The 12,956-nt window shown below is 72.5% G+C and carries 9 protein-coding genes and 1 pseudogene; 6 read left to right on the top strand and 4 right to left on the bottom strand.

Features of this window, described 5'->3' with window-relative positions; all coding sequences use genetic code 11:
* Positions 1–53 precede the first annotated feature (53 nt).
* Positions 54–995, top strand: coding sequence for an SMP-30/gluconolactonase/LRE family protein (locus tag ACIBL4_RS12525; protein ID WP_399409069.1), 942 nt, complete (start codon positions 54–56; stop codon positions 993–995).
* Positions 996–998: 3 nt separating this feature from the next.
* Here ACIBL4_RS12525 and ACIBL4_RS12520 read toward each other — a convergent pair whose 3' ends face one another.
* The 3 genes from ACIBL4_RS12520 to ACIBL4_RS12510 form a co-directional block, all read right to left on the bottom strand.
* Positions 999–1,925, bottom strand: coding sequence for an oxidoreductase (locus ACIBL4_RS12520; RefSeq protein ID WP_399409067.1), 927 nt, complete (start codon positions 1,923–1,925; stop codon positions 999–1,001).
* 90 nt (positions 1,926–2,015) lie between these two features.
* Positions 2,016–3,734, bottom strand: a complete 1,719-nt coding sequence (locus ACIBL4_RS12515) for a SulP family inorganic anion transporter (RefSeq protein WP_399409349.1) — start codon at positions 3,732–3,734, stop codon at positions 2,016–2,018.
* A gap of 1,037 nt (positions 3,735–4,771) precedes the next feature.
* A complete protein-coding gene (locus ACIBL4_RS12510) occupies positions 4,772–5,377 on the bottom strand; it encodes a carbonic anhydrase (RefSeq protein ID WP_356929441.1) in 606 nt (201 codons plus the stop codon).
* A 227-nt stretch (positions 5,378–5,604) separates the two neighbouring features.
* On the opposite strand from ACIBL4_RS12510, the gene ACIBL4_RS12505 reads away from it, so the two are divergent.
* The 5 genes and pseudogenes from ACIBL4_RS12505 (at position 5,605) to ACIBL4_RS12485 (ending at position 9,849) form a co-directional block, all read left to right on the top strand.
* On the top strand, positions 5,605–6,387 hold the full coding sequence (locus ACIBL4_RS12505) for a response regulator transcription factor (RefSeq protein WP_399409065.1): 783 nt from the start codon (positions 5,605–5,607) through the stop codon (positions 6,385–6,387).
* The gene (locus tag ACIBL4_RS12500; RefSeq protein ID WP_399409063.1) at positions 6,384–7,874 is read left to right on the top strand and encodes a sensor histidine kinase; all 1,491 of its coding nucleotides are present in this window, start codon (positions 6,384–6,386) and stop codon (positions 7,872–7,874) included. The genes ACIBL4_RS12505 and ACIBL4_RS12500 overlap by 4 nt, the downstream gene beginning before the upstream one ends.
* Positions 7,875–8,060: 186 nt before the next feature.
* A pseudogene (locus tag ACIBL4_RS12495) lies at positions 8,061–8,471 on the top strand (translocation protein TolB); the annotation flags it as partial.
* Positions 8,472–8,712: 241 nt separating this feature from the next.
* On the top strand, positions 8,713–9,231 hold the full coding sequence (locus ACIBL4_RS12490; protein WP_399409061.1) for an excalibur calcium-binding domain-containing protein: 519 nt from the start codon (positions 8,713–8,715) through the stop codon (positions 9,229–9,231).
* Positions 9,232–9,330: 99 nt separating this feature from the next.
* The gene (locus ACIBL4_RS12485) at positions 9,331–9,849 is read left to right on the top strand and encodes an NUDIX hydrolase (protein ID WP_399409059.1); all 519 of its coding nucleotides are present in this window, start codon (positions 9,331–9,333) and stop codon (positions 9,847–9,849) included.
* Positions 9,850–10,030: 181 nt separating this feature from the next.
* On the opposite strand, the gene ppdK is transcribed toward ACIBL4_RS12485, so the two are convergent.
* Entirely contained in the window at positions 10,031–12,778 is a 2,748-nt protein-coding gene (ppdK, locus tag ACIBL4_RS12480) for a pyruvate, phosphate dikinase (RefSeq protein WP_399409057.1), read from the bottom strand.
* Positions 12,779–12,956: the final 178 nt, after the last annotated feature.

The raw sequence follows: 12,956 nt of genomic DNA, 5'->3' as shown, positions 1-12,956 counted from the left end.
CCTTCGCGTTTCATCGAGTCACACCCCCACCTTCCTTCCACGGAGGCCCGACCATGACTCGGAACCACTCCCGGCCGTCCCGGCGGACCGTGCTCGGCGGGGCCGTCGCCGCGCTCGCGGTGGCCGTCGGCGCCACCGGCACGGCGCAGGCCGCCCCCGGGACCGACTGGCCGAGCGAGTTCCCGCTGCCCGACGGCTGGCTCCCCGAGGGCATCACCATCGGCAGCAGGCCGTACGCCTACATGGGCTCGCGCGCCGACGGCGCGATCTACCGCACCGACCTGCGCACCGGCAAGGGCCGGGTCCTGCACGAGGGCACCGCCGGTCTCGCGTCCATCGGCCTGAAGCTGGACCGGGACGGGCTGCTGTACGTGGCCGGGGGCGCCGGAGGCACCGCGAGGATCGTCGACGCCCGCACCGGCGAGCTGCTCACCACCTACCAACTCACGTGGGACGCCGCGCCGTTCATCAACGATGTCGCCCTGCACGAGGACCGCGCCTGGTTCACCGACTCCCGGGCGGCCGTCCTCCACGGCGTGCCGCGCGGCCGGCGGGGCGAGGTCCGCGCCCTGCCGCTCACCGGCGAGTGGGTGCAGTCGCCTGCCGGGACCAACAGCGCCAACGGCCTGGTCGCCACGCCCGACGGACATGGCCTGATCGTCGTCAACGCGGGTCAGTTGTACACCGTGGACCTGAAGACCGGCCACGCCGTCAAGGTCACGCTGCGGGGCGCGCCGGACGTGGCGGGCGGCGACGGCCTGGTCCGCCTCGGCCGCACGCTGTACGTCGTCCAGAACCGCCTGAACAAGATCACCGTCTGGCACCTCGACCGGAAGGCCGCCACCGCCACGCTGACCAGGACGATCACCGACCCGCGCTTCGACGTCCCCACCACCGCCGCCCGCTACGGCGACCGCCTCTACCTGGTCAACGCCCGCTTCACCAGCCCGCAGACGCCGGAGACGACCTTCAACGCGGTGGCCGTGTCGCTGTGAGCGTCATGCCTTCAGGGCGTCGTACGTCACCCCGGTGAGCTCCTCGGACGCGGCCCACAGCCGCTGCCCCGCCGTGTCGTTGAGGGTCCAGGGCGCCCGCCAGGACGGTGCGGGCGCCCCGCGCCACATGGCGATGTGCGGGCCGGTGAAGGAGTCGGGCCGCACGCCGGGGTCGGTCGCGGCGTAGAGGACCGGCAGCGCGCCCGCCTCGGCGGGCTGGGCGACGACCCGGTTGGCGAGCCGCACGAGCCGCTCGGCGGCCGGGCGGCCCTCGGCGAGCGGTCCGGTGGTCTGGAGGTTGGTGGCCGCGTATCCGGGGTGGGCCGCGGCCGCCACCAGGTCCCTGCCGTGCGCCGCGGCCCGGCGCGCCAGCTCGTGCGTGAACAGCAGGTTGGCCGTCTTGGAACGGGCGTAGGCGATCCAGCGCCGATAACGCCGCTCGCTGTTGAGGTCGTTGATGTCGATGTTGGCGAGGGCGTGCATCCCGCTGGAGACGACCACGACCCGGGCGCCCGGCGCCGCCAGCAGCGCGGGCAGCAGCAGGCCGGTGAGGGCGAAGTGCCCCAGGTGGTTGACGCCGAACTGCGTCTCGAAGCCGTCCGCCGTCGTCCCGTACGGCAGCGCCATCACCCCGGCGTTGTCGACGAGCACGTCCAGCCGCTCGTACGGGAAACCGGCCGCGAACTCCCGTACGGAGGCGAGGTCCCCGAGGTCGAGCCGCCCCAGCTCGACCCGGGCCTCGGGCAGTTCCGCACGGAGCCGGTCCACGGCCGCGTTGCCCCGGGCCTCGCTGCGGCACGCGAGCACCACCCGCGCGCCCTTGCGGGCCAGTTCCCGTGCCGCGACGAACCCGATCCCGCTGTTGGCGCCGGTGACGACGGCGACGCGACCGCTCTGGTCCGGGATGTCCTGTGTGTTCCAGCCTGGCATGGCGGGCTCCCTCCGTCGGTGGCCGCGGTCCAGCCTACGAGGAGGCCCGGAGGCGAGGCGGGCCCGGGCCACCGGCTCCCGGCCGCTGCGTCAGCCCACCGGGCTCGACCGCTGGTCGTCCGGGAGGGGCCGGGTGTCGAGGTAGAACCACTCGGCGCCGGCGGTGGGCCAGGGGGAGGATGCGGTCGGGTCCCCCACGGGTTCGTGCCACGCTTCCTCGGCCGTCGCCGTGACGGGCCGTTTGGGCAGCGGTGCGTGCGCTTCTCCGGCGGGCGGCGCAGCGGCTCGGCCGGCGGCCGGTTTCGCCTCCCCCGGCATCAGCAGCTCCACCCGTAGCCCCAGCCCCCGTTGCTGGGCGGTGAACTCCTCGACCTGGTTGCGGCAGGCGTGGTCCAGGTGGGTCACGCCGGTCAGGTCGAGCCGGATCCTCGGTTTCCCGGCCGCGGCGGCGGCCTCCAGCGCCTCGATCACCTTCGGCAGCCGCAGGAACGTCGCGTTGCCGGCCATGACGACCTTCGCCGTGTCGTCCTCGACGTTCTGGCGGATCGCGGTCCGGGACATGCGCAACGCGGCCAGCACGATGCCCGCTGCGAGGCCGATCAGCACGCCCTCCAGCAACGCGGTCACCACGATGACCAGGGTGGTCAGCGTCATCACCGCGAACTCGCCCTTGTCCTGCCGCCACATCTTCGGGAACTCGGCGGGCCCGAACAGCTTCCAGCCGCTGTGCACGAGGACGCCGGCGAGCACCGAGATCGGGATGAGCGCGAGCACCTGCGGCAGCAGCAGCGCGAACGCGAGCAGCCACAGGCCGTGCAGGGTACGGGAGAGGCGGGTCTTGGCCCCGGCCTGGACGTTGGCCGAACTGCGCGCCACGACCGCGGTGATGGGGAGCGCGCCGAGGATGCCGGCGACGGTGTTCCCGGCGCCCTGGGCGATCAGCTCGGTGTTGTAGCGGGTGCGCGGGCCGCTGTGCATGCGGTCCACCGCGGCGGCCGTGAACAGGCTCTCTGCGGACGCGATGACCGTGAAGGTGAGGATGGCGGTGATGATCGCCCCGTCCGCGAGCCCGGCGAACTGCTCCGGCCCGGGCAGCGACACGGAGGCGAGCAGATTGCCCACCTGGAGCGTCTTGATGTGGACGCCGGGCAGGGCGGCGACCACGATGCCGATGCCTACGGCGACCAGTGCGGCCGGGATCTTCCCGGCCGGGCCCGGCACCTTCTTCCACACGAAGCTGAGCACGATCGTGACGACGCCGAGCAGCGTGGCGATCATCGCCTGCGGGTCGGTCAGGATCCCGGCCAGCAGGGCGGGGATGCCGGCCATGTTCTCGATCGCCGTGCCGGGGGCCTTGGCGTCGGCCATCGGATAGGCCTGGCTGAACATCAGCGGCACACCGATGCCGGCCAGCATGCCCTGGACGACGGCGACGGAGATGGCCTGGAACATCCGGCCGAGCCGCACCAGTCCCAGGATGATCTGGAGGATCCCGGAGAACAGCACGATCACGCCGAGCATGGCCACGCCGACCTCGGCGACGGTCTCCGCGACCAGCGCGGCGAGGCCGGCGGCGGGCCCGCTGACCTGGAGCGTACTGCCGCGCGCCGCGCCGACGACCAGACCGCCGATCACCCCGGAGATGATCCCGAGCTCGGCGGGCACGCCGGAGGCGACGGCGACACCGATGCACAGCGGCAGGGCGACGAGGAAGACGACGAGCGAGGCGGTGATGTCGGTGACGAGGTCACCCTTGGTCCGGGCTTTGCCGCCCTCGCCCTTCACCCGCCCGACCAGCCCACCCAACACATCCAGCACACCGCCCAAGCCGCCCCCCGGGCCACCGGGAGGACCGCCCGACCGCCGTCCTGCAACACCACCCGACGAGTCCCACGCAGGGCCACGGCCGGGACCGCCACTCGGGCCGTGGTCGGGGCCGCCGTCCGGGCCGTAACCGGGGCCGCCATCCGGAGCGCGGCCCGGGCCACTCGATCGACCACCCGCCGGACCACCTGGCCGTCCCCGCGCGGCACCCCCCGCCGAGTCCCCCGCGGGGCCGCCACCCGGGCGACCCGACCGGCCGCCCGCAAAACCCCCCGGGGAGTCCCATGCCGGGTCACCGCCGGGGCCACCCGACCGGCCGCCCGCGGCATCCCCCGCCGAATCCCCCGCCGGACCACCCTCCGGGCCACCCGACCGACTGCCCGTCACACTGCCCGCCGGACCGCCCGACCACCGTCCCGCAGCATCCCCCGCCGAGTCCCCGGCCAGGCCGCCACCGGGGCGACCCGACCGGCCCCCCATCAAACCGCCCGCCGGCCCGCCTGCTCCCCAGCCCGCGGCACCCCCCTCCGAACCACCCACCGGCCCGCCCGGCCCCCAGTCCGAAGCGCCCCCGTCGGAACCAGCCGTGCCCCATCCCGCCGTGCCCTCACCGCGACCGCCCGGGCCCTCGGTGAAGCCGCCCGACCCCCAGTCCCCCGCACCTTCCGAGGAACTGCCCGATCCCCAACCCGAAGCACCCCCCTCGGAACCAGCCGACCCCCAACCCGCCGCGCCCTCACCGCGACCGCCCGGGCCCCAGCCCCCCGGGCCCTCGGTGAAGCCGCCCGACCCCCAGTCCCCCGAGCCCTCCGAGGAACCACCCGGCCCCCAGCCCGCAGCACCCCCCTCGGGTCCAGCCGGCCCCCAGCCTGCAGCACCCCCCTCGGAGCCACCCGTCCCCCAATCCGCAATACCCCCCTCAGAACCAGCCGACCCCCAGCGCCCCGCGTCTCCCGCAGGCCCCGCCTGCCGGCCCCCCGGCGTGGTGCCCCCCCGTGCCCGCCCCCGTGCGTGCGCCCCGCTCACGCGGCATGCACCTGGAACGCGCCGTCGTCGCCGAGTTCGTAGACGAACCCCGTGTCGACCTCGTAGTACCAGCCGTGCAGACGCAGCCGGCCCGCGTCGAGCCGCTGTCGCACCACCGGGTAACTCCGCAGCGCGGCCAGCTGGTTGACGACGTTGCCCTGGGAGACCTCCGGCAGCGACGGGTCGTCCGGCGCGGACTCCAGTACGGGGGCCAGTTCGGGGCGGGCGATGTGGAGCCAGGCGTCCACGCCCGGCAGGGCGGACAGGTCGTCGCCGGACTTCAGCGCACCCATCGCGCCGCAGTGTGAGTGACCGCACACCACGATGTCCTGAACCCCGAGCACTTCCAGTGCGTACTCGATGGTGGCCGCCTCTCCCGAGGCCCCGGGCCGTCCGTAGGGCGGCACGATATTGCCCGCGTTGCGCAGCTCGAATATCTCCCCGGGCCGCGCACCCGTGATGAGTGCGGGTATGACCCGGGAGTCCGAGCAGGTGATGAACAACGCCTCCGGATATTGCCCCTCGGCCAGTTTCCGGTATTCGCCGCTGTCGAAATCGACGCGCGTCCTGAACGTGCGGGCACGGTCCAGCAATGCCTTCAACTTCGCCTCCTGAACTCTCCTGAGCTGCGATTTCGCTCTCTGCACCCCACCGTAGACGGACGACCTGCAGAGGAAGGTTAAGCGAGCTCCAGAGCGCGGCCAGGAATTGAACATTCTTTGTCCGGATACCCAGAAGAACGGTCATCTTGTAGCGTGTGAACTCCAGGGCGGAGAATGCGAATTCACGCTGCCCTGATTCATGTCGGCTTCACGGAGAGACAGGACGTATGGGCCTACGAGTGCTGCTCATCGAGGACGACGAGACGATCGCGGAGCCGCTCACCGAAGGGCTGGGCCACTTCGGCCTGACGGTCGATCATGTCGCCACCGGCACGGACGGGCTGAGAGGCCCGTACAACGACGTCGTCCTGCTCGACCTGGGGCTGCCGGACATGGACGGCATCGACGTCTGCCGCGGCATCCGGCAGGTCTCGGACGTGCCCATCGTCATCCTCAGCGCCCGCGGCGAGGAGGCCGACCGCGTACTGGGCCTGGAACTGGGCGCCGACGACTACCTGGCGAAACCGTTCAGCGTGCGGGAACTGGTCGCCCGGGTCCGGGCGGTGACGCGCCGCACGCAACGCACCCGGCAGACGTTCCCGGAGCCGCCGGGCACCCCGGGCACCCCGGGCGCGCAGGGCACACCGGGCACAGCAGACGACCCTTCTGCCACACCGTCGTGCGACCCTCCGCACGACCCGGGCCCGCTCGTCGTGGACCGCCGTACCCGCCAGGTCTGGGTCGGCGACTCCCCCGTACCGCTCACCCCCAAGGAGTTCGACCTGCTGGCGCTCCTCAGCGAGGACCCGGGCGCGGTCTACTCGCGCCAGCAGATCCTCGACCGGGTCTGGGATCCGCACTACGACGGCCCGACCAAGACACTGGACGTCCATGTGGCCGCGCTGCGCCGCAAGCTGGGCCACCCGGCGTGGATCAGGACCCTGCGGGGCGTGGGCTTCCGGCTGGCGGTGCACACGGGGCCGAACACCCCCCAGGTGCCCTCTCCATGACCCGCCGGCTGCTGATCGGCTACCTCAGCCTCGCCGCGCTGGTGCTGCTCTGCCTGGAGATCCCGCTGGGCTTCGTCTACTCGCGCGGCGAGCGGGAGCAGGTGGTCAACGCGGCGAAGGACGAGGCCGAGTCGGTCTCCGCGTACGCCGCGCTGTCCCTGGCGGCTGGGCGGGCCGAACAGGACCTGCCCGCGCGGGTGGCGCACTGCGCGAAGCGCATCGGCGGGAAGGTGGTGATCGTCGCCGCCTCCGGCACGATGCTCGCCACCTCGCACCCGCTCGACACCTCGGTGTCCGGCGTCCTGGCCCACCGGCCGGGCATCGCGGCCGCGCTGCGGGGCACCTCGACGGTGGACGTGCGCACCTCCACGATCGGCGGGGTCGAGTACCTGTCGGTGGCGGCGCCGGTGGGTCAGGAGGCGCGGCCGGTGGGTGCCGTGTGGCTGACGGTGCCCACACGGACCGTGCATGAGCGGGTCCACCACGTGTGGCTGCTGCTCGTCCTGGGCGGACTGGCCGTGCTGACGGCGGTGGCCGTGGTCGGTTTCGCCTTCGCCCGCTGGGCCGGCCGCCCCATCCGCGAACTGGAGCAGGCGACGCACGACTTGGCGGAGGGCGGCGGCCGGTTCACCCCGGTGACGATCACGAAGGGCCCGCCGGAAGTACGCAGTCTGGCCGCCGCGTTCAACCGCACCGCGGCCCGCCTCGCCCATCTGCTCGCCTCCCAGCGGGCGTTCGCGGGCGAGGCCTCGCACCAGCTGAAGACCCCGCTGGCGGCGCTGCGGCTGCGCCTGGAGAACCTGGAGCCGGACGTCGCCGCCCGGGCCCGGGGCAGCCTCACCGCGGCCGTCACGGAGACGGACCGGCTCGCCCGGATGGTCGAGCACCTGCTGGCGATGGCCCGGCTGGAGGAGCACGCGGCGATTCCCGCCCCCGTCGACCTGGGCGCGGTCTGCGCGGAACGGCACCGCACCTGGCAGCCCCTGTTCGCGCGGGAGGACGTCTCCCTGGTGCTCTTCGCGGGCGGCGTCGCACCGGTGCTGGCGGTGCCGGGAGCCGTCGAGCAGATCATGGACAACCTGCTGTCCAACGCCCTGCGGGCGTCCCCGCCCGGCAGCACCGTCACGATCGAGCTGCGGATGCCGGCCCCGCCCCGGCGCGCCCTGCGCGACAGCCGCCCCCGCTGGGTCGACCTGCACGTCACCGACGAGGGCCCCGGCATGACGGAGGAGCAGCGGGCCCGCGCCTTCGACCGTTTCTGGCGCGCCCCGGGCGCCCCCAAGGGCGGCTCGGGACTCGGCCTCGCCCTGGTGCAGCGCCTCGCCCACGCCAGCGGCGGCGAGGCGACCCTGCACGCGGCGGCGACGAGCGGCCTGGACGTGGTGATCCGCCTGCCGTCCGTACGACCACCCACCGAGGGCCACGGACCGGGCACCGACCGGCCGCGGACCGGCCGGAGACGGGAGGCCCCGGCGCTGCCCGCGTGAGCCCGCGCACGACAAAGCGAGGTCCGCGAGCGCCCGGCCCCACAGGCGGCACACAGCATGCCGCCCCCGGGCCATGAATTGTCCATGCCCCGTCAACCCTGCCCGCTTAGCGTCGCTCCCGCCTCCCCCACGCACAACCCTGCCGTCGACCGGCGGCAGGGCGGTACGGCACCTCTTGGAGTGAGCGTGGAACGTCGTAGCCTCCTGCGTGCGGCCGTCCTCGTCGGTACGTCGGCCGCCCTGGGCGGAACCCTGTGGCGCGGCGCCGCGTACGCGGCCCCGGCCCAGCCCGGCACCGGCCCCTACGGGCCGCTGGGCTCCCCGGACGCCAACGGCATCAGACTCCCCGGCGGCTTCACCAGCCGGGTGATCGCCCGGTCGGGCCAGCGGGTCGGGAGCACGTCGTACACCTGGCACAACGCCCCGGACGGCGGCGCCTGTTACGCCGACGGCACGGGCTGGATCTATGTCTCCAACTCCGAGATCAACCCGTCGGGCGGCGCGAGCGCGGTGAGGTTCTCCTCGACCGGCGCGATCACCGGCGCGTACCGCCTCCTCTCCGGCACCCGCCAGAACTGCGCCGGCGGCAAGATGCCCTCCGGCTCCGAGATCACGGGCCCGGCCTTCTCCCCGGACGGCACCCGCCTCTACTTCTCCAGCCAGCGCGGCACCAGCGGCAGCTCGTCGGGCGGCATCACCTACGAGGTGAAGGGCCCGTTCCGCGCATAGCCGCCCCACCGGGCTTCACGCGACCATCACAAAATGGTCACCTCTCCGCCATCCTGAGCCACCCGGATCTACGGTCGTCCCCTCACGTGTCACCACTGGGGGGACGACCATGACAAATCCGTACACCGGCCCGAACGCCAACCCGTATCCCGGGCCGCCCATGCCGCCCGCGCCGCAGCCCGCCCGCCCGGCGCCCCGCTGGGCCCGCAAGCGCTACGTGCTGCCCGCCCTCGGCCTGGCCTGGTTCATCGGCGTCGGCATCGGCGCCTCCGGCGACACGACGGCCGACGCGAAGCCCGCCGCCGCGAAGCCGCAGCCGGCCGTCACGGTCACCGCGACCACCACCGCCACCGCGACACCGCTCGCGAAGAAGCCGGAGCCCGCACCCACGGTCACCGCCACCAAGACCGTGAGAGTCACCACCACGGTCACCGCACGACCGGCAGCGGGCGGCGGCTCCGACGACAGCGGTTCGGGCAGTTCGGGCGGCTCAGGGGGCTCGGCGGACGTCTACTACGCCAACTGCTCCGCCGTCCGGGCCGCCGGTGCCGCCCCCATCCACCGTGGCGAGCCCGGCTACGCCTCCCACCTGGACCGTGACAACGACGGAGTCGCCTGCGACACCTGACACGTGACACGTGTACGCCGGTGACCATCGGCGCGTCCGGCCGTTCCACCGTTTGGGCAGCTCGTCCCGGGCTGCCCGGACGACGGAAGGAACACCACCGTGGACACGACCGTGCCCGCCACCGACGTACCGCGCGTGCTGCCGCGTGACGAGTGGGTCAGGACGCTGCCGCAGACCATCGTCGCCTCGTGCGTCCTGCTCCTCGACGCCGAGGACCGGATGCTGCTGCTGCGCTACGCCGAGGACGAGCCCGGCGCCGGTCTCTGGGGGCTGCCGGGCGGCATGCTCGACCACGGGGAGGACCCCCTCGGTGCCGCGCACCGGGAGCTGCACGAGGAGACCGGCATCGCCTTGGACCGGGAGCCCCGGTTCATCGGCTACGACCACCGGGCCGATGTGAAGGGCACGGGCCCGGTGCTCGACTTCTACTTCCACGGCGGCCGCTTCGCCCCCGGGCAGTCCGTCAGGCGCAGCGACGAGCACGACCAGGACGCCCTGTTCGCCCTCGCCGACCTGGAATCCACCCCGCTGGCGGTCCCGCTGCCGGCCCTCACCGCCCTGCACACGGCAGCCCTGACGGGCACCGTCGTATGCCTGCGTGAAGGCCTGCCCCGGTGACAGCCCCCCTGCCCGAACGGATCACGAGAGAGCGGGGGCGCACCTCCGCACAAGGTGCGCCCCCGCTCTCCTCCGTGCACCGGAGCCGCCGCGATCGGTGAGGGTCGGGGACCGCCGACGGCTCCGGGTCCTGAGCAACCCCGCAGGGGCCACAGTGAAGTGGCCCTGCACGGGCCACGGTCTACCGGTGGTCGCTGCCCTGCGACTGGACCGCCGCCCGGCCCGCTTCCAGGCGGGCGACCGGGATGCGGAACGGGGAGCAGGAGACGTAGTCGAGTCCCACCTCGTGGAAGAAGTGGACCGACTCCGGGTCGCCGCCGTGCTCGCCGCAGACGCCGAGCTTGAGGTCCGGGCGGGTCTCGCGGCCGGCCTGGGCGGCGAGCTTCACCAGGGAACCGACGCCGTCCTTGTCGATCGTCTCGAACGGGGAGACGCCGAAGATGCCCTTCTCCAGGTACGCGGTGAAGAAGCTGGCCTCCACGTCGTCCCGGGAGAAGCCCCACACCGTCTGGGTGAGGTCGTTCGTGCCGAAGGAGAAGAACTCGGCGGCCTCGGCGATCTGACCGGCGGTCAGGGCGGCGCGCGGCAGCTCGATCATCGTGCCGATGGACAGCTTGAGCTGCGTGCCGGAGGCCGCCTCGACCTCGGCGATGACCTTGTCGGCCTCCTCACGCACGATCTCCAGCTCCTGCACCGTACCGACGAGCGGGATCATGATCTCGGCGCGCGGGTCGCCCTTGGCGGCCTTGCGCTCGGCGGCGGCCTCGGCGATCGCCCGGACCTGCATGGTGAACAGGCCGGGGATGACCAGTCCGAGGCGCACGCCGCGCAGGCCCAGCATCGGGTTCTGCTCGTGCAGGCGGTGGACCGCCTGCAGGAGGCGGAGTTCGTTCTCGTGCGGCTCCTGGCGGGACTCCGCCAGGGCCACGCGGACCGACAGCTCGGTGATGTCGGGCAGGAACTCGTGCAGCGGCGGGTCCAGGAGGCGGACGGTGACCGGGAGGCCGTCCATCGACTCGAAGAGCTGGACGAAGTCCTGCTTCTGCAGCGGCAGCAGTTCCTTGAGGGACTCCTCGCGCTCGGCCTGGGTGTCGGCCAGGATCAGCCGCTCCACCAGCTCGCGCCGGTCGCCGAGGAACATGTGCTCGGTGCGGCACAGGCCGATGCCCTGCGCGCCGAAGCGGCGGGCCCGCAGCGCGTCCTCGGCGTTGTCCGCGTTGGCCCGCACGCGCAGCCGGCGCTTGCGGTCGGCGAACGCCATGATGCGGTGGACCGCCTCGACCAGCTCGTCGGCGTCCTCGGCACCAGCGTGCATCCGGCCCTCGAAGTACTCCACGACCGGCGACGGCACGACCGGTACCTCACCGAGGTACACCTTGCCCGTCGAGCCGTCGATGGAGACGACGTCGCCCTCCTCGACGACGTGCCCGCCCGGCACGGTCATCCGGCGGCGCTTGGTGTCGACCTCCAGCTCCTCCGCGCCGCAGACACAGGTCTTGCCCATGCCGCGTGCGACGACGGCCGCGTGGGAGGTCTTGCCGCCGCGCGAGGTCAGGATGCCCTCGGCGGCGATCATGCCGTCGAGGTCGTCGGGGTTGGTCTCGCGGCGGATCAGGATGACCTTCTCGCCCGAGCGGGACCACTTGACCGCCGTGTAGGAGTCGAAGACGGCCTTGCCGACCGCCGCGCCCGGGGAGGCCGCGATGCCCCGGCCGACCGTCTCGACCTTCGCGCTCTCGTCGAAGCGCGGGAACATCAGCTGGGCGAGCTGGGCGCCGTTGACGCGGGTGAGCGCCTCGGCCTCGTCGATCAGGCCCTGGTCCACCAGCTGGGTGGCGATGCGGAAGGCAGCGCCCGCGGTGCGCTTGCCGACCCGGGTCTGGAGCATCCACAGCACACCGCGCTCGATGGTGAACTCGATGTCGCAGAGGTCCTTGTAGTGGTTCTCCAGCGTCTCCATGATCTGCATCAGCTGGTCGTACGACTTCTTGTCGATCCGCTCCAGCTCCGCGAGCGGCACGGTGTTGCGGATGCCCGCGACCACGTCCTCGCCCTGGGCGTTCTGCAGGTAGTCGCCGTAGACGCCCTGGTGGCCGGAGGCGGGGTCGCGGGTGAAGGCGACGCCGGTGCCGGAGTCGGGGCCGAGGTTGCCGAAGACCATCGAGCAGACGTTGACGGCGGTGCCCAGGTCGTGCGGGATGCGCTCCTGGCGGCGGTAGAGCTTGGCGCGGTCGGTGTTCCAGGAGTCGAAGACCGCGTGGATGGCGAGGTCCATCTGCTCGCGCGGGTCCTGCGGGAAGTCGCGGCCGGCCTCGGTCTTGACGATCTTCTTGAACTTGGTGACGAGCTTCTTGAGGTCGGCTGCCTCCAGCTCGGTGTCGACCGTGACCTTCTTGGTCTCCTTGGCCTTCTCCAGCGCGTCCTCGAAGAGCTCGCCGTCGACGCCGAGGACGGTCTTGCCGAACATCTGGATGAGGCGGCGGTAGGAGTCCCAGGCGAAGCGCTCGTCGCCGGCCTGCTTGGCCAGGCCCTGCACCGACTTGTCGGAGAGGCCGATGTTGAGGACGGTGTCCATCATGCCGGGCATGGAGAACTTGGCGCCCGAGCGCACCGACACCAGCAGCGGGTCGTCGGCCTGGCCGAGCTTCTTGCCCATGCGCTGCTCCAGCGCGTCGAGGTGCGCACTCACCTCGTCACGCAGTGCCGCCGGCTCCTCGCCGCTTTCGAGGTAGACCTTGCACGCCTCGGTGGTGATCGTGAAGCCGGGCGGGACCGGAAGGCCCAGATTGGTCATCTCGGCGAGGTTCGCGCCCTTGCCACCGAGGAGGTCCTTGAGGTCCTTGTTGCCCTCGGTGAAGTCGTAAACGAACTTCACGCCCTCAACACTCTTACCGTGCTCAGCTACGTGGGGATCTTTGTTTTCCGACACGGGTCTCGACTCCTCGAGGACGCGGTGGCTGCCCTGACGGCGAGGAACATACCCAGATCAAAGGCTTCTGGGTACGTCCACTCGCGCGTCATACGCCTGTAACCACTCGTCCGCCAGTGGATCGAAAGTCAAGGCTCGGCAAGCGATCACAGCCGTATGTTTTCACTTCTTGAACGCA

Origin of the sequence: Streptomyces sp. NPDC050416, assembly GCF_044458845.1 — a bacterium.
Lineage (GTDB): Bacteria > Actinomycetota > Actinomycetes > Streptomycetales > Streptomycetaceae > Streptomyces.
The sequence above is the reverse complement of the archived record's forward strand: the minus strand, read 5'-3'. Positions and strand labels throughout refer to the sequence as shown.

Excerpts from the sequence above, each read along its gene's own strand:
- ACIBL4_RS12520 (WP_399409067.1), bottom strand. The coding sequence starts at position 1,925 with ATGCCAGGCTGGAACACACAGGACATCCCGGACCAGAGCGGTCGCGTC.
- ACIBL4_RS12525 (WP_399409069.1), top strand. The coding sequence starts at position 54 with ATGACTCGGAACCACTCCCGGCCGTCCCGGCGGACCGTGCTCGGCGGG.
- ACIBL4_RS12500 (WP_399409063.1), top strand. The coding sequence starts at position 6,384 with ATGACCCGCCGGCTGCTGATCGGCTACCTCAGCCTCGCCGCGCTGGTG.
- ACIBL4_RS12505 (WP_399409065.1), top strand. The coding sequence starts at position 5,605 with ATGGGCCTACGAGTGCTGCTCATCGAGGACGACGAGACGATCGCGGAG.
- ACIBL4_RS12490 (WP_399409061.1), top strand. The coding sequence starts at position 8,713 with ATGACAAATCCGTACACCGGCCCGAACGCCAACCCGTATCCCGGGCCG.